The 17,068-nt window shown below is 59.6% G+C and carries 12 protein-coding genes; 3 read left to right on the top strand and 9 right to left on the bottom strand.

Going from position 1 to position 17,068, the window contains the following annotated elements; genetic code table 11:
• Window positions 1–260 precede the first annotated feature (260 nt).
• The 6 genes from AKG12_RS22175 to AKG12_RS22150 all read right to left on the bottom strand — a co-directional run bounded on the left by AKG12_RS22175 (window position 261) and on the right by AKG12_RS22150 (window position 9,347).
• Window positions 261–1,634, bottom strand: coding sequence for an alpha-glucosidase/alpha-galactosidase (locus tag AKG12_RS22175; RefSeq protein ID WP_052820444.1), 1,374 nt, complete (start codon window positions 1,632–1,634; stop codon window positions 261–263).
• A 22-nt stretch (window positions 1,635–1,656) separates the two neighbouring features.
• Window positions 1,657–3,324, bottom strand: coding sequence for an ABC transporter ATP-binding protein (locus AKG12_RS22170; RefSeq protein WP_052820443.1), 1,668 nt, complete (start codon window positions 3,322–3,324; stop codon window positions 1,657–1,659).
• A gap of 12 nt (window positions 3,325–3,336) precedes the next feature.
• On the bottom strand, window positions 3,337–4,473 hold the full coding sequence (locus AKG12_RS22165) for an ABC transporter permease (RefSeq protein WP_052820442.1): 1,137 nt from the start codon (window positions 4,471–4,473) through the stop codon (window positions 3,337–3,339).
• 1 nt (window position 4,474) lies between these two features.
• Window positions 4,475–5,482 (bottom strand): ABC transporter permease, encoded by a 1,008-nt coding sequence (locus AKG12_RS22160; RefSeq protein ID WP_046801204.1) that lies wholly within the window; start codon window positions 5,480–5,482, stop codon window positions 4,475–4,477.
• A 206-nt stretch (window positions 5,483–5,688) separates the two neighbouring features.
• The gene (locus AKG12_RS22155) at window positions 5,689–7,776 is read right to left on the bottom strand and encodes an ABC transporter substrate-binding protein (protein ID WP_052820441.1); all 2,088 of its coding nucleotides are present in this window, start codon (window positions 7,774–7,776) and stop codon (window positions 5,689–5,691) included.
• A 104-nt stretch (window positions 7,777–7,880) separates the two neighbouring features.
• The gene (locus AKG12_RS22150) at window positions 7,881–9,347 is read right to left on the bottom strand and encodes an alpha-glucosidase/alpha-galactosidase (RefSeq protein WP_046801202.1); all 1,467 of its coding nucleotides are present in this window, start codon (window positions 9,345–9,347) and stop codon (window positions 7,881–7,883) included.
• A 197-nt stretch (window positions 9,348–9,544) separates the two neighbouring features.
• Between AKG12_RS22150 and AKG12_RS22145 the strand changes: the two genes are divergently transcribed.
• Window positions 9,545–10,438, top strand: coding sequence for an AraC family transcriptional regulator (locus tag AKG12_RS22145; protein ID WP_052820440.1), 894 nt, complete (start codon window positions 9,545–9,547; stop codon window positions 10,436–10,438).
• Window positions 10,439–10,511: 73 nt separating this feature from the next.
• Window positions 10,512–10,979: a hypothetical protein gene (locus tag AKG12_RS22140; RefSeq protein ID WP_046801200.1), complete on the top strand. Its 468-nt coding sequence runs from the start codon at window positions 10,512–10,514 to the stop codon at window positions 10,977–10,979.
• Between the two features lie 11 nt (window positions 10,980–10,990).
• Here AKG12_RS22140 and AKG12_RS22135 read toward each other — a convergent pair whose 3' ends face one another.
• The 3 genes from AKG12_RS22135 to AKG12_RS22125 are packed head-to-tail and all read right to left on the bottom strand — an operon-like array spanning window position 10,991 to window position 15,547.
• Complete coding sequence (locus tag AKG12_RS22135) at window positions 10,991–11,902, bottom strand: DMT family transporter (protein ID WP_052820439.1); 912 nt, start codon at window positions 11,900–11,902, stop codon at window positions 10,991–10,993.
• The gene (locus AKG12_RS22130) at window positions 11,899–14,301 is read right to left on the bottom strand and encodes a PIG-L family deacetylase (RefSeq protein WP_052820438.1); all 2,403 of its coding nucleotides are present in this window, start codon (window positions 14,299–14,301) and stop codon (window positions 11,899–11,901) included. Before AKG12_RS22130 ends, AKG12_RS22135 begins: the two co-directional genes overlap by 4 nt.
• A gap of 19 nt (window positions 14,302–14,320) precedes the next feature.
• Window positions 14,321–15,547, bottom strand: coding sequence for an ROK family transcriptional regulator (locus AKG12_RS22125; protein ID WP_046801197.1), 1,227 nt, complete (start codon window positions 15,545–15,547; stop codon window positions 14,321–14,323).
• A gap of 247 nt (window positions 15,548–15,794) precedes the next feature.
• Between AKG12_RS22125 and AKG12_RS22120 the strand changes: the two genes are divergently transcribed.
• Window positions 15,795–17,060 (top strand): sugar ABC transporter substrate-binding protein, encoded by a 1,266-nt coding sequence (locus AKG12_RS22120; RefSeq protein WP_046801196.1) that lies wholly within the window; start codon window positions 15,795–15,797, stop codon window positions 17,058–17,060.
• The last annotated feature ends 8 nt before the right edge of the window (window positions 17,061–17,068 follow it).

Genomic DNA, 17,068 nt, shown 5'->3' with positions numbered 1-17,068 from the left:
CGGACGGGAGGCTGGGAGGATGCAAATTCCGCTCGTCAGAGGTTTTGCTGCTGTCGTCGCGACTGGCCAGAGGTTGCTGACACCACACTCGCCGTCATCCTCGGGCTTGACCCGAGGATCCACAACTCGGCGCGACGATGGATCCTCGGGTCAAGCCCGAGGATGACGACGGAGGGGTTTTAGGGCCTCTACCGGAAGTCCGAAGGCAGGTGCGTTTCCGCAGCCGCCTTCAGTCTACTACGCAAAGGCGGAGCTCAGCCTCACACCGCCCGCGCCCGCTTCACCTCCACCTGCGTCCACTCAGGCAACCAGTCGCGATGGGCCACAAGAAGATCGTCCACCAGCGACCAGATCTGGTCGAGGTCGAGTTCCGCCGCCGTATGCGGGTCCATCATCGCCGCGTGGAAGATGTGCTCGCGGTTTTCGGTCATCAGCGCCCGCACCGTCAGCTCCTGCACATTGATGTTGGTGCGCATCAGCGCCGTCAGCTGCGGCGGCAATTCGCCGATGAAGGTGGGCTGCACGCCGTTATGGTCAACGAGGCAGGGCACTTCCGCCGCACAATCTGACGGCAGTGAGGTGATGCAGCCATTGTTGCGCTGGTTGCCATAGATGACAGAGGGTTCGCCGGTCCAGACCGAGTTGATGATCGAGGAGGCATATTCCTTGGACTGCTTGACCTCGATCTTCTCGGCCGAACGATAGGCAGCCGCCTGGCCTTTCCAGCGTTCAATCTGCTCGATGCAGCGCTTCGGATATTCATCGAGCGGAATGCCGAATTTCTCAATCAGGTCCTCTCGCCCCTCCTTGATGAAATAGGGCGTGTATTCGGCGAAATGCTCCGAGCTTTCGGTGACGAAATAACCGAGCCTTGTCAGCATCTCGTAGCGGACCTTGTTGGGGCAGCGCGGGTTCCAGCCGGGTTTTGGTGCACGGCCTTCGCGGTAGCCGCGCACGAGGTCGGGATAAAGGTTCTTGTAGCTACCGTCGGGCTGGCGATGCTCGAATTCGAGGAAAAACGCCATGTGGTTGATGCCGGCCGAACGATAGCGAATTTCCTCGTAGGGAATATCGAGATCATGGGCGAGTTCCATGGCCGTGCCCTGTACGGAATGGCAAAGGCCGACCTGCCGGATCGTCGGGTATTTTTCCGCAATCGCCCAGGTGTTGATCGCCATCGGGTTGACATATTGCAGCATGATCGCATTGGGGCAGACGGCAAGGATGTCCTCACAAATCTTCCAGAGGTGCGGCACGGTGCGCAGGCCGCGCATGATGCCACCGACGCCGAGCGTATCGGCAATCGTCTGGCGTAGGCCATATTTGCGCGGCACCTCGAAATCGGTGACCGTGCAGGGCTCGTATCCGCCAATCTGGAAGGCGACGACGACGAAATCCGCACCGGTGAGCGCCTTCTTCTGGTCGGTATAGGTCTCGGCCTTCGCCTTTGCCCCCAATGTCGAGATCAGCTTGTTGACGACGATGGCGCTTTCTTCCAGCCTTTCACGGTTGATGTCCATCAGCGCGATGGTGGCGCCGGAAAGCGCCGGACGCTGCAGCACATCACCGATGATGTTCTTCATGAAAACAGTGGAACCTGCGCCGATAAATGTGATCTTGGGATCTCTTGCCATTTCTACCTCCGGCATTTGGCATTCAAGCGATTTCGAAGGCGGCTCTTACAAGCCGCTGAGTATATTCGGTTTTTGGGTGAGTGAGAACGTCCTCGACGGGGCCTTCCTCAACAATGCGCCCACTTTGCATGACGATGACGCGGTGGCAGAGTGCGCGCACCACCTTCAGGTCATGCGAGATGAACAGGTAGCTCAGGCCCCGCTCATCCTGCAGCTTGCGGAGCAAATCGATGATCTGCGCCTGTACGGAGAGATCGAGCGCCGAGGTCGGCTCATCGAGCAGGATGAATTCGGGCTCCAGCGCCACTGCACGGGCAATGGCGATACGCTGGCGCTGGCCGCCGGAAAATTCGTGCGGGAAACGCGAGAGGATGTTGCCGGGCATGCCCGCCGCCTCCAGCGCGTCGCGCACCCGCTCCAGTCTTTCGGCCTTGGTTTTGCCAAGACCGTTGATGATGAGGCCTTCCTCGATGATCTGGCCGATGGTCATGCGCGGGTTGAGCGAGGCAAAAGGATCCTGAAAGACGATCTGCATACGCGAGCGCAAGGGCCGCATTTCCGCACGCGAGCGGCCATCGACCCTCTCACCGTCGAAGATCACTTCCCCGGCCACCGGCTCGTTCAGCCGCAGCAGGGATTGGCCGAACGTGGTCTTGCCGGAACCGGATTCACCGACGAGCCCCAGCGTCTCGTGCCGCCTCAGGGTCAGGCCGAGACTGTCGACGGCGATCAGTTCTTTCAGTTCCGGTTTGAACAGCCCACCGTAGCGCATCATGAAGGAAACGCGCACACCGCTTGCCGTCAGCAGCACGCCGGAATTTTCCGGCAGCGGCTTTGCCGTGCCATGCGGTTCGGAGCCGAGCAGCTTCTTCGTGTAGGAGTGCTGCGGCGCTTCGAAGAGCTTTTCCGTGGTGTTGTGCTCACGCATCTCGCCATGCTGCATGACATAGACGTAATCGGAAAACTGCTTCACGATCGTCAGGTCATGGGTGATGAGCACCACGGCCATGCCGCGCTTCTTCTGAAGATCGCGGATGAGGTTGAGGATCTGCGCCTGCACCGTCACATCAAGCGCGGTGGTGGGTTCGTCGGCAATCAGCACGTCAGGATCGTTGGAAAGCGCCATGGCGATCATCACACGCTGCCGCTGACCGCCGGAAAGCTGGTGCGGATATTGCTTCAGCCGCGCTTCCGGCTCCGGTATCTGCACCTGCCGCAGCAGATCGAGCGCCCTCGCCTCCGCCTCTTTCCGACTGAGTTTCGAATGAACACGGATCGCCTCGACGATCTGGCTACCGATCGTATAGATCGGGTTCAATGAACTCATCGGTTCCTGAAAGATCATCGAGATGCGGTTGCCACGCAACGCCCTGCGCTGGCGGCTGGAGAACTTCAGGATGTCGTCGCCATTGAACCGCACGGTCGCGGATTTCGAAACGGAAGCCCGCTTCGTCAGAAGGCCCATGACGGTGCGCGCCGTCACCGATTTTCCCGAACCGGATTCGCCGACGATGGCGATCGTCTCTCCGCGATAGAGCTGGAAGGAAATATCCTTCACCGCCTCCACGGTGCCGTGTTCCACCCTGAAGGTCACGGCAATATTGCGCGCGTCGATAATGGCATCGTCCTGACGGTCATCGGCATCGAGGCGGATCGCAGGGGCGTAGGCGTTGTTCTGGGCAGCAACCATGACACACTCCTCTCAATAGGGATCGACGGCATCGCGCAGGCCATCGCCCAGCGCGTTGAAGGCGAAGACTGTGACCAGCACGAAACCGACCGGGGCCAATATCCATGGATAGGAACCGATGACGGAATAGGTCGCGGTATCCTGCAACATCAGCCCCCAGGAGATGAGCGGCGGCTTCACCGCAAAGCCGAGGAAACCGAGGAAGGATTCGAGCAGCACGACGCTTGGAATATGCAGGGTGACGGCGACGATCACATGGCTCATCACATTCGGCAGGATATGCTGGAAAATAATGCGCCGGTCAGTGGCCCCGACGGCAATCGCCGCCCGGACATAATCGATACGCGCCAGCGCCAGCGTCTTGCCCCGCACTTCGCGGGACATCTGCGCCCAGCCGAGCGCCGACATGACACCGACGACGAAGACGAGGAAAAGGGTCGTCGGCGCGGTGACAGGAATGAGTGAGGTCAGCGCGAGATAAAGCGGCAATTGCGGGAAAGCGAGCACCACTTCCACGAAACGCTGTATCCAGGCATCCAGAGGCCCGCCGAAATATCCGGAGATAAGCCCGACGCTGGTGCCGATGACGGTGACGATGGCGACGACGCTGAGCGCGATGGCAAGCGAGATGCGCGAGCCATAGATGGCGCGCGACAGCACGTCGCGTCCGAATTTATCGGTTCCGAGAAAATGCACCGGCTGGCCATCCGTCGAGCCGAAGAAATGCCGGCTCATCGGGAGGAGACCCAAAAGCTTGTATTCTGCGCCCTTGACGAAAAAGCCGAGATAAACCGGATTGTCATAGTCCGGCCCGACAATGGGCTGGAAGGTGATCGGATCGAGCTCTTCGGTCTCGGCGATGGCATAGACCCGTGGCAATAGGCTGACATTGCCGTCCTTGTCGCTGAAGCGTACCACCTGCGGCGGCGAAAAGCTGCCATGGGTTTCGAGCGGGTTCATCGGCGCGAAAAAATCCGCGAAGATGGCAATGAGGATCAGCAGCACCACCAGCACCAGCCCGATCATGCCGGTGAACGAGCGCCGCAGACGCCGCCAGACAAGCGCGAGATAGCTCTCATTGCCATGGGCGGAACGGTCGGGTTTTGCTGCAACGGCGGTTTCGTTCTTCATCTCGTCAAACGCCATCATCTCAGGCCCTCCCGAATTCGCGCACGCGCGGGTCGAGCATGGCCAGAAGCATATCGGCGATGATGTTGCCGATGATGAGCGTGGCGGCCAGCACCATCATGAAGGTCGCAGTGACATAGACATCGCCCACTGCCATGGAGCCGACGATGGCGGGACCGACGGTCGGCAGCGCGAAGATGATCGCGGTTTCGATCTCGCCGCTCAGCATGTAGGGCAGCACCACCCCCTGATACATGACGAGCGGGTGCACGGCATTCGGCACCGCATGGCGCATGATGACGGCGCCTTCCGAAAGCCCCTTGGCGCGCGCGGTCTCGACATATTGCGCATTCAGCGTATCGAGCAAATTGCCGCGCATCACCCGCATATTATAGGCCAGCCCGCCGAAGACGGCGATGGCGACCACCGGCCAGACATGACTGACCAGATCGACGAATTTGCCCCACGACCACGGCGCACCGCCATATTGCGGCGAGAAGAAGCTGCCGATCTCGGAAACGTCGAAATGAAACACCATGAGATAGACGAGGATCAGCGCCATCAGGAAACGCGGGATCGTCATGCCGAGAAAAGCGATGGTGGAGAGCAGATTGTCGACCCAGGAATATTGCCGTGTGGCCGCCCAGATGCCGAAACCGATACCGAGAACGGATGCGAAGATGTGGCAGACCAGCGCCAGCGCAATGGTGCGCGGCAGGCGTTCGCCAACCACATCGGCGACCGGCTTGTTGTAATAAAAGCTGTAGCCGAAATCGCCGCGCGTCACGATGCCGCCGATCCAGTTGAAATATTGCACCACGAGCGGCTGATCGAGACCGTGTTCGACACGATAGGCCTGCGCCTGCGCTTCCGCCTGTTCGAAGGAGGCGCCGCCCTGGTTCATCAGCTGCGAGCGGATGTAATCGGCATAATCGCCGGGCGGCGCCTGAATGATGGCGAAGGTCACCACGCTCAGGATCAGCAGCACCGGAATGGCGGATGCAACGCGTATCGTCAAAAATCGCAGCATCGACGGTCTCCTCGGTTTGGGTGGGCCGTGTGTCTCCGGCCGCGCTTCACGCGCGACCGGTACCGGGTGTTCTCCGGGAGGAGTACTTTAAGGTATTGGCATTTCCGGACGGAAAACCGGGGTCCCTTTTCCTTGAAATGCGCTAGCTATTTGTTTCTACGCATTTTCCGGACGTAAAACCGCTACGCACTTTTCCTGGAAATGCTTTAGTTAATCGGCCCGCCCTCACCCGGCTTGCCGGGAAGTTGCTGCGGGAAAAGTTCGTATTTGCCCTGCTTGTCGGCCGCGACCCACAGGCGTTCGCGGATGATGGCGTCTTCAGCCCAGTTGAACATGAAGATCGGCGTGCCCTGCGGCACATTCGAGAACCGCTTGTTGACGATCAGCGCGCCGGGATATTCGGTGAGACCAATCGTATAGAGGTTCTGCGTGTAGACCTTCTGATATTGCTTCATCAGGTCCGCCCGTTCGGCATTGTCCTGCGAGGAGATGAATTTCCGCACCAGATCGGCCATCTCCTTCTCGAACGGCATCAGATCGAGCTCCTTGCCTTCGGGAGAGCGGTGGTTCCAGCTGGTGCGCGGGCCAACAGGAGCAAGCTGCTCGGTATTCTGCACCACCGATGAAAGCTCGGTGGAGTTGCGCCGCACCAGCCAGTCGAACTGCCCACCATAATGGGCCGCATCGCGCTGGTTGGAATCGAGGCTGTTGATGACGACGCGCAGGCCGAGTTTTGCCATCTGGCCGACGAGACCTTCCGCAAGGCTCTTGTCCGTCGCATAGCCATTATTGACGAGAAGGGTAATTTCGACATTGCGACCATCAAGCGTTTCCTTGGGGAAATTCAGGAAACCATCGCCATCGGTATCCTTCAGGCCAATCGAGGCGAGCGCCGCCTTGGCGGCCTCGAGGTTGAAGGGGTAATAGACCGTGGAGGCGCGATCATAAAAGCTGGTGCCCGATGAAATGCCGCCCGGATAGATCGCCGTGAAAGGCCCCTTCACCAGCGAGTCACCGATCGCCTTGCGGTCGAGGGCCGATGTCACGGCCTGGCGGAACACCTCGTTGCGGTTCAGCTCGCGAATGGCCTGTCCACGCGCGTCCGGATTGCCCCAGCCATTGGCGGAAAAATTCATCTGCAGATTATAACCGATAAGCCGCGGCCCGAAGGCAAGGCGGGCCGGCGCATTGGGATCGGCGGCGCGTTTCAGCGAGGCAACGAAGTTCTCCGGCTGCTCGAGATTGGAGAAATCGCCCGATCCCGCCACGGCCTGCACGTCACGGTCGGCCCAGGTGGAAAGCTTGTAATGGACCTCGTTGAGATAGGGCAGCTGCTGGCCCTTTTCATCCACCTTCCAGTAATAGGGGTTGCGCCTGAGCACGATGATATCATCGGGCCGATAGGCGACCGGCACCCAAGCACCCATGACCGGCATGTTCATATATTCCGGCGGGAAAGCGTTCTTGAACTGGTTATAGGTGTTCTTGGAATATTTCGGATGCTGCGGTTTCAGTATATGCGACGGTCCGGGGCAGAAGCTCGGATAGGCCATGGTGTAGAGATACTGCTTGGGAAAAGCGGCCTTGAAGGTCCACTCCACGGTGTAATCATCGATCTTCTTGAGCGTCGTTCCCTCGCCGAAGGCTTCGGGCGATGCGCCGCCGCCAAGCGGTGACACATTTGGATCGACGACGGCATCTTCCCAGTAGAACATCACGTCATCGGCGTTGAAGGCTTCGCCGTCTGACCACTTGGCGCCCTTGACGAGATGCATCGTCAGCCTGTGGCCGTCTTCGGACCATTCCCAGCTTTTCGCCAGATTGGGCAGCGGTTCGGTGTCCTTGGCATCCACCTGGAAGAGCGGTGCGGTGCGCGTCAGGCATTCGGAAAGCGCAATATCGATGCCACCCCAGCCCTGGCTCTGGCCGGCAATATAGTTCCAGCCTTCGGGCCTGCCGCCGACCACATGGCGCATCGTGTCGCCGTAAACGCCCATACCGTCGGGCATATTGCCGGTCTTGTAGACCAGCGGTTCTTCCGGCAGGCGCTCTTTCAAGGGCGGCAATTTGCCGGTCTTTTCGAATTTTTCACTGACCCAGTCAGGTTCGCTGTAATTCGGCAGCGCCTTGAATTCGAGGATCGAGTCGCGTGCGACATAATTGATCTTGCCTTCGGCCGGAAATTGCGGCGGCTCCGGCGGCGTGGTGGTCTCGAAGGCATTCGCATTGAGTGCGATCATCGAAACACCGAGACCCAGTGCCGAGATGATACCAATCTTGCATTGAAGTAACATCGTCATTCCTCCCAAATGGCAGCTCTTCGACCGCCCACCCTCTTTGATCGTTCTGACCGGGCGGCAAACTCCCTTTTGCCGCCGGCCTGTTTCCTCACTTTTCCTCAAACGGCCTTTTTCAATGCCGATTTTTCGGCCCGCAATTCCTCGATGGAGCGCACGTTGCGGCGCGCAGCTCCCGCCCAGTCACGGGTCTTGACGCTGGATTTCGCAAGCCGCTCCTTGGCGGCCGGCACGGCATCGGCGTATTGCGGCAGCCAGCGCGCCTGCGCGACGACCATCTCATCGACCATCTGCCAAACCTCCTCCGGCGTGGCGACAGCACCGACCAGCGGGTCATGCAGCACCGCAAGTTTCAGAAGATCAATATCGCCACTCACCGCCGCATGCACAGACATGCGCTGGACGTTGATGGAGGCCATGCAGGTGGCAGCACAAGCTTCCGGCAACGCCACGCCCGAGACCATGTTGATGCCGAAACGATCAACGAAGCCGGGCGATTCGATGATCGCATCCGCAGGCAGGTTGCTGATGACGCCATTGTTCTTGACGTTGAAATGGCCGCGATAGACGCGCCCGGTTTCCAGCGCTTCCAGAATGTGGCTCGCATGTTCATTGGAGCGCTTCGCCGGGTCGATGGGCTTGGCGGCGGATGCCAAGAACTGCGGAAACTCCGTTTCGAACCAGTTGCGCGTTTCGGTGGAATGGCGGAGATACCCGCCGGTTTCGCCGTGAATCCAGTCGGACATGTCGATCCAGCGGGCGATTTCCTCCGGCCGCTTGCGATACCACGGCAGATATTCGGAGAGATGGCCGTTGCTTTCCGTCGAATAGACGCCGAAACGCTTCAGCACATCGATGCGCAGCTTCTCCTGCTGCGAGAAGACTGGATGCGCTTCGAAGGCGGCGATCAACTCGTCCTTTTCGATCTTGCGGCCGTTCAGTCTCAGATCGATGAACCATGTCTGGTGGTTGATGCCCGAGCAGATGTAATCCAGTTCGGACACGCTTTTCGCACCGAGAATTTCGGCGATCTGTTCGGCACCGTGCTGCACGCCATGGCAGAGACCAACCGTATCTACCTTGCCATATTCGATGGCCGCCCACGTGTTCATCGCCATGGGGTTGGCATAGTTCAGGAATTTTGCGCCGGGTGCCGCGACCTCGCGGATATCCTTGCAGAAATCCAGGATGACCGGAATGTTGCGCTGGCCATAGAGAATGCCGCCGGCGCAGATCGTATCGCCGACGCACTGATCGATGCCATATTTCAACGGAATGCGGATATCGTCGGCATAGGCTTCCAGACCGCCGACCCGCACGCAGCTGATGATGTATTTGGCACCCTCCAGCGCCCTGCGGCGGTCGGTATCGGCTGTCACCTTCACCGGAAAACCATTGGCCTCGACGATCTTTTCGAGGATCGCCTTGATCATATCGAGATTGTGCTGGCTGATATCCGTCAACGCGACTTCAATGTCGCGAAACTCCGGCACGCACAGGAGATCGGTGAACAGTTTTTTCGTGAAACCGACGCTGCCTGCGCCAATAATAGCGATTTTGAAACTCATAACGCCACCTCTGTTGCAAATCGAACGGGTGAAACGGGCCGAAGGGTCATGAAATGGCGCTGTAGAAAAATACCCGTAAGAATCCCGGAAAACCGGCCTTCCTCCCAATTTTTCAGCAACAATATCCCGTTGGCTGTCTCCTCGGATCGGGATTATGCGTATAATGAGGGTGAGGACCAGAGAAGGATTATGCTTTCATGGGTAATTTTGTGCTGCGCGATTTGATCGATCAGGGACCGGGCATGCGCACCGTCTCGCTGCCGCGCGGCCGCCAGACGCTGCACACCATGCCGACCAGCAGCGGTTATGAAATCCGCCGCGGCGGCAATTACGACTGGGACGGACGCAAGCGCGGCCAGACGCCCTTCACGGTGCTGCAATATTGTATCAGCGGACAGGGCAACCTGCGTTACGAGAACCGCCACTATGTGGTGAAGCCGGGCGAAACCCTGCTGCTGCTCATCCCCCACAATCACCGCTACTGGCTGGAAGAGGGCAAGGAGTGGGAATTCTTCTGGATTTCCATGAATGGCGAGGAAGCCCTGCGCATTCACCGCAACATCCTCGCCGTCACCGGCCCGATCCTCAAGCTCCAGTCCGAAACCGTCGATCACCTTGCCGAATGCTGTTCGCGCCTGGTCAATGGCGCGGAAACGCCGGGGGCGGCCTCCGCCGTGGCCTATGAGGCAGCTATGACGCTTTATGATGATGTCTTCGGTTCGCACCCTTCTTTCGGCGGCGAATATCGCACCCTGCAACAGGTGCTGAGCCACATAGACAGCCATCTCGGCGAGCGTCTATCCGTCAGCGACCTCGCGGGCGTCGCCGGCCTCAGCCGCGCGCATTTTTCCCGCATCTTCACGGCAAGCGAAGGCATGCCGCCCGCTGAATTCGTGCTGCAACGCCGATTGAGGCGGGCGGCCAAGCTTCTCACCACGGCCGCAAACATCCCGATCAAGGAGGTTTCCGTGCTGTGTGGGTTCGAGGATCCGAACTATTTCTCCAAGGTCTTCCGCCGTCTTTACGGCACCAATCCCAGCGAATTTCGCACCACCGGCATGTATGCGAGCGTTCGGCAGGACGGAACCTGAAAAAACAACTTCGTTTTGCCACGTTTCAGGCGGCTAAGAATGGACGGAACAACCTCCTTGGAGACCGGCTGAGGTGAACAGCAAAGTCCGCACGATCCTCGTTTTTCCAATCAGGGCAATCATCGTATTTGCACTGATCCTCGACGGAATTTTCCGGCCGCTTTATCGGCCTGTCATCAGGGCCATATCCGGCATAACATTCATCAGGCGACTGGAAAACCGGATCGCCGACTTGCCGCGTCTCGCCATTCTTCTCTGTCTTGCCGTGCCCTTCGCTATTGCCGAACCCATGAAGATCGTCGGCCTTCTCCTGATTGCCCATGGTGCAATCAAGACAGGGATCGGTGTCACGATCCTCGCCCATCTGGCAACCTTCCTGATCGTCGAACGCATCTATCACGCGGGGAAGGAAAAGCTCCTCACCTATGCCTGGCTCGCCTGGATCATGCGCTATGTGCGCTTCGCCCGTTCATTTTACGATCGCGCCAAACTCGCAACCTTGAACTGGATCCGGCTCAGGGTCTTGGAATTTCAGAGGTAGGGGCGTTTCCGTTACTTCCGGCGGCGAAGTGTCTTTAAAACATATTCCACAAGTGCGGTGGACTGCAACGAAACGAGGATAATGGCGATGCCGAGCACGACACGGGTTTCGGGCACCTCGTCAAACAGGAAATATCCGACAGCCGTGACGAACAGGATCGAGAGATAGCTGACGGGTGCGAGGACGCTGGCATCGGCGATACGATAGGCCCGCAGGAAGCAATATTGCCCCATCTGCGCCAGAAGCCCGATGGCCAGCAGCGGCCCCCAGTCGAGCGGCGCAACCGGCTTCCATGTCCAGATCGCCGGAACGGCAGTGATGACGGCAAGGCCAACGGTATAAAATACCATCATGACCGTAGTGTTTTCCTGCCGCAACGCCCGGGTCTGGATCACTGCAAGTGCGCCGAACACCACAGATACGAGGACGACAAGCACGCCCCCGTTAAACTCCGCCCCACCCGGCCCGATGACAACAAGCACGCCGGCAAATGCGAGGCAGGCTCCGGCCCAGCGATACCGACTCACTCTTTCACCGAGAAAAGCAACGGCCATCGCCATCGTCACCAATGGTCGGGAGAAGCCGACGGCGTTGACAGTGGCAAGCGGCAGGAGGGTGATGGCAATGAAATTGCTCGTGAGCGCAATGGCGTTGCAGCAGATGCGCAAGAGGTTGCGCCAGGGATATTTGACGCGCAGCATCTCCATCCGATGCCGCCAGATCAAAGGCAGGATGAAGATAAGGCCGATCATCGCCCGGATGAAGACGAGCTGGAAGGCGGGATAGGTAACACCCTGCGCCTTGACCAGCGCTGTCATTCCTCCCGCAACAAGAGTCATGTCCAGCAACAGCCAGCCGATACCCGCGCGCGTATCGGTTTCGCGCGGGTTTTCCTGTTTCTCACTTTGTCCGTGGGCATTCACGCCGGTTGCACAAGGTTTGCCATGAGGCGGAACGCCCCCGGCACAAGCTTGTCCATCTGGTGATGCAGCACGAGGCTGGTATGGGTGTGACGGCCCTTGCTGATGACGCCCGAGACCAGCGCGCCCTTGAGAGGCTGCTCATCGACATCGTGCATGGCAAGCAATGGCTCGTACACGTCATCCCAGCGCGAGGCGAAATAAAGCCCGCGCTCCTTGTCCCAGCCCGCCCAGTCGGCAGCGCCGATGATGTTGGGGCCGGCAAGCAGCGGATGATCGGGCAACAGCACCGTCACCTCCGCCTTCGGGTCCGTTACCCGCCAGCGCAGGGACGGCTTGCCGATTTCAAGTCGCCGGACCGGCGTTGTCTCCGGGTTCCACCCGTCGGTCGGCCGGTGATAGAGCGTGACCAGATGGCCGCCGTTTTCGACAAAGCGATGAAGCTTCTCCGTCGCAGCAGTGAGATCCCTGCGGATGCCGAAGGCGAATATGCCGACGACAATTGTCGTGAAAGACGAGAGATCGCCGCCGAGCGCCTGCGCGTCGAGTTCGGTGACATCGAGACCCATACGCGACAGCCATGAACCGACCCGGTCCGCACCGCCGCCGACATAACCGATCCGCGCGCCCTTGGGCAGCTTCAGGTCCAGCGACAGGATTTTCATGACGGACGGGGCCAGAAACCGCGCCCTGCCAATATGCGGATAGGCGATAGGGGTGACCTGGAAAGCCGGCTGCGAACCGGAGATCGCCTCAAGCTGTGAAAGCCCCGCAGCGCCCTCGCCCGTGCGTTCGGCAACCCAGCCGTCTCCCGATCGGTTCACATTCCAGCCGCCAGCGCCCCTGAATGAAATCGGTGTATCCGCGCCTTTCACAAGGGCCTGAAACACATGTGTGTCCCGGCCTTGCTCCAGCGGAACGAGAAATGCATCCGGCGAAAGCGTGAGCGACTGCGCCGGCGTAACGAAAAACGGTTCTTCCAGATCGAAGAGAGCGGAAACCTCCCGCCCTTCAAGTGTTGCAGCCACACGTACGAAACCATGGCCGTTGCCGCCTGCCGCCTTCCAGTCCGGCTGATAGAGACCTGAGACAGCCGTGGTTTGATCGGCAGCAAGGGAAAAGACAACTGTCTGTCCCAACGACCTGATGGACGACGACACTCCACTCGGAAGAACCGGTGTTACCTTGATATCGAATTCGGCCGCCCGGTCGGAAAGCTCCACAGAAAGCGACGTTTCCCCACCCGGAACGATCTCTGCCGGCTCGGCATAGGCCCGCTCAAAAAGATTAAGCGCGGTCAGAATGGCAGCATCGACTTCAGCCCGTTTGCGCGTGATCCTGTGGCCGTGCAAGTCCGTGAATTCACTTGCCGCGGCTTCATCCACCTTTTGCAGAAGGGCCGCCGCATCAAGTAGCGATCTGGTGATTTCCCGCGTGTCGGGAAAAGCCGCAATCGCCCGGTTGATGGCCTTTTCGGCCTCGACCAGTGCTTTCTGGGATTCGGCATCCAGCCCCGCAACGCCGGCAAGGGCGGCAAGCGTCGATGGCAGGTTGTCGAGGATCGATCCTTCTTCTCGATTGGCGGCGTCAGAGAGTTCGAGATGAAGCGGCCAGAGTTCCTGCGCACGCTTCGGCCAATGCCCCATTCCCTGCGAGGCATGGTAATAACGTGACCATTCGCCGATACGGTCATATTCCGCACCGGTCGCCTGCTCCCTGCCAGCCGCATTGATCGTCAACGTCGTTTCCGGCGGCGGCACTTCGTCATCATAGGTATCGCCACCGCCCGACCATGCCGGAAGGTAGAACTTCGCCACCTTCCAGGGCTTCAGCCCCTCGGAGAAATGTTCAGGGTAAGCAGAAGGATCGGCCGCAAGCGCAATCGCGCTTCTTGCAGCCCGTGTCATGGCGCGGTGGTGCCCGTGCTGGCCCGGCACATCGAGAAATGTCGGGATGACGATATCGGGACGCTCCTTGCGATAGGCCCGCACCAATCTTTCGACGATGCGCTGCTGCCCCCAGCGGCCGAAGGTCTGGTCGCCATCCTTGGAGAAGCCGAAATCGTGGATCATATCCGCCGGTCCGTGGCCAAGCCAGCTTATATCGGCATCGATGATACGGGCGGCCTCTTCGAGTTCCCGCGAGCGAATGACACCAAGCGCGCCCAGTCTTTCCGGCCCCAGCGCGTTCTGCCCGCCCTCGCCGCGTGTCGAACAGGCAATGATGATCCGCATGCCCAGGTCCATGCGGAAATAGGCGAGAAGGCCGTTCTGCTCATCATCCGGATGCGCGCCGGTATGCATGACGGTGGCGGTGGATTTCAGCGCGCTCAGCTTGCGGTGCAGGCGAACGAGCCATGGATCGGCCATCTGCCGTTCGATGCGTTCGCGGGGGGTAAGCATGGGCGGTCTCCTCCAATATTCAGCCCGGCGCCTGTGCTGCGGCTCCCGGGGATGTCTCCAGTTTTGGTGTGACGATATCGAACAGCGGCAGTGCCGCAGCGCCAAGGGCGGCGGTCAACTGCCCGGATTTGCCGTGCATGACGCGCGGCAGTTCCCGCTGCCGCCGGCTTGCGACCGAGGTCGGCAAATCCCCCATGCGCTGAATGATTTCGCTGATGATGACCTCCGGCAGCGCGCCACCGAGGATGACGGTCTGCGGATCGAGAATGTTCTCCAGCATGGCAATCATCGGCGCGAGATGGGCCGAGGCATCGTCGATCCACTCTGTCACGACAGGATCGCCGGCTTTAAACAGAGCTTCAAGATCGCCAAGTTCGGTATCGGCGATACCGGCATGGCTGAGCTTTTCCTTCAGCACGTAAACGGAAGCATAGGCTTCCAGGCAGCCTTTTTGCCCGCAGGACGGGCAGGCCCTGCCCCGCGGCGATACGGTGACGTGGCCGATTTCGCCGGCGTTTCCGAATGCACCGCGATAGGGCGAGCCATCCTGAATGATGCCAAGACCGATACCTACGCCGAAATAGATCATGCAGAAATTGGGGATCGCCAACCCCGCGCCGAACAGGCGCTCCCCGACGGCAGCGGCTGTCGCGTCATTTTCCACCACAACCGGCTGGCCGCAGGCGTCGCTCAGCATCTGGCGGGCATCGATGCCGCCCCAGCCGGAAAGGGTCGTTGGCCCGACCGAGGTCATGCCATCAATCTCGAAGGGACCGGGCATGACGACGCCGGTGCCGAGCAGCCTGCAACCGAGATTTTTCGCAACAGCCGCATGCTCGGCGGCAAAGGTCTTGAATATGGCCTCCGGAGTGGTGTCCGTCAGCGGCGTGACGCGATGGGTGCGCAGCACGCCGGCGAGATCGAGGCCGACGGTGACCATATGGTCGGCGGCGATTTCCACGCCGATCGTCGCGCCGCCATCCGGATTGACAGCGAACTGGATCGGCGGCTGCCCCCTGCCGGTGCGGCGACGGCCGAGTTCCTTCAGCAATTCTTCACCCACCAGCTCATCGACGATGTTGGCGACTGCCTGTGCTGTCAGATGGGTGATCTTGGCGATCTGGGCGCGACCGAGCGATCCGTGACGCCTGACGAGGTCGAGGACGACTCGCCTGTTATGCTCGCGGCTCCGCTCAGGATTTTTTCCGATTGCTACGGGATAGGCATCCACCGTGTGCACCGTCATCTCTTCAATTTCCCCGTCCCTTAGAAAATTCATAACGTCCAAATGACGATAAGCGCAATATAATAATTCAAGTAAATTATCTTATTGACAAATGCCCGTGTTCGGAGAACCGTAGAGAACGACCGGGGGTCAGGCTCGCATGGGGATGGGACACGAAAATTCCCGTTGCCGGACGAGTGAATGAGCACGCGCGAAAGCGCGGATAAAGGGAACGATCACTCCGCATCCGGAAGACCGGACGGAGGAAATGGAGGGTTACATGCGCAGGGCAACTCTGTTCGCCGGCTTGGTCGCCGGTTTCAGCACATTTGCATTCAACGCCGCGCAGGCGGTTGAAATCGAATATTGGCAATATGTCTTCGACACACGCGTAAAGGCCATGGATGAGCTGATCGCGGAATTCCAGAAGGCCAATCCTGACATCACCGTCAAGCAGGTGACCTTTCCATACGCCGATTACCAGACGCGCGTCATCGCCGCCAATCTTTCCGGCAAGGGCCCGGACGTGATGCAGCTCTTCTATGGCTGGCTGGACAAGTTCGCGGCCGGCGGCATCCTGCAGCCACTGCCGACCGACGCCTTCCCGCATGACAAGATCGAAAGCGAATTCTTCCCGATCGTCAGCGCCATGAAACGCGGCGACGATTATTACGGCCTGCCGACAGCGGTTCGTTCGCTGGCGCTCTTCTACAACAAGAAGCTCTTCACCGAAGCAGGTCTCGACGCCGCCAATCCGCCGAAGACGCTCGACGAATTCGTGGCAGCCGCGGAAAAGATCGCCAAGCACGACGCCGCCGGAAACCTGACGGTCGCCGGCTCCACGCTCGACATGGGCGGCCAGGATCACCAGTGGTGGCGTGAGATTCTCATTCGCCAATATGGTGGCGAACCCTATACCGACAATGACCAGAAGGTCGCCTATAACAGCGAGGCGGGCGTTCAGGCACTGAAATTCTACACCAGCCTGCAGCTTGAAAAGAAGATCGGTCAGGCCGGCTTCATGGATGAAGGCCAGGCCGCCTTCCGCGCCGGCAAGGCCGGCATGACCATCGACGGCACCTTCCGGCTGGGCTCGTTCCGCACCATCAAGGATTTCGAATGGGGCGTGACCGAACTTCCCACCAACGACAAGAATATCCGCTCCAACTATGCGAGCTACTTCGCCAACGGCATCAGCGCCAAGACGACGGGTGAAGAGCTTGAGGCGTCGAAGAAGTTCCTCGCCTATATCTCCTCCCCGGAAGCCATGGCGATCTGGCTGAAGACGGTGGGCGAGTTGCCGGCGCGGCGCTCTGCGGCACTGACAGAAGAAAACCTGAAGGACCCGATCTACGCGCCGTTCCTGAAGGGTCTGGAATATGCCCATACAACACTGTTCATGGATGAAGCCGCCCAGCGGCAGAACGCCATCGACATGACCAACCGGGTCCTGCTCGAAGGTCAGTCGGTCGAAGATTCCATCAAGCAGGCCGCCGAGGCCGAGCAGGAAATCATCGACGCGGCGAAACCCTGAAAACCGCA

It is taken from the genome of Agrobacterium sp. SUL3 (assembly GCF_001263295.1).
In the GTDB taxonomy this organism is placed as follows: Bacteria; Pseudomonadota; Alphaproteobacteria; order Rhizobiales; family Rhizobiaceae; genus Agrobacterium; species Agrobacterium tomkonis.
This window is presented reverse-complemented; position numbering and strand designations above follow the sequence as displayed.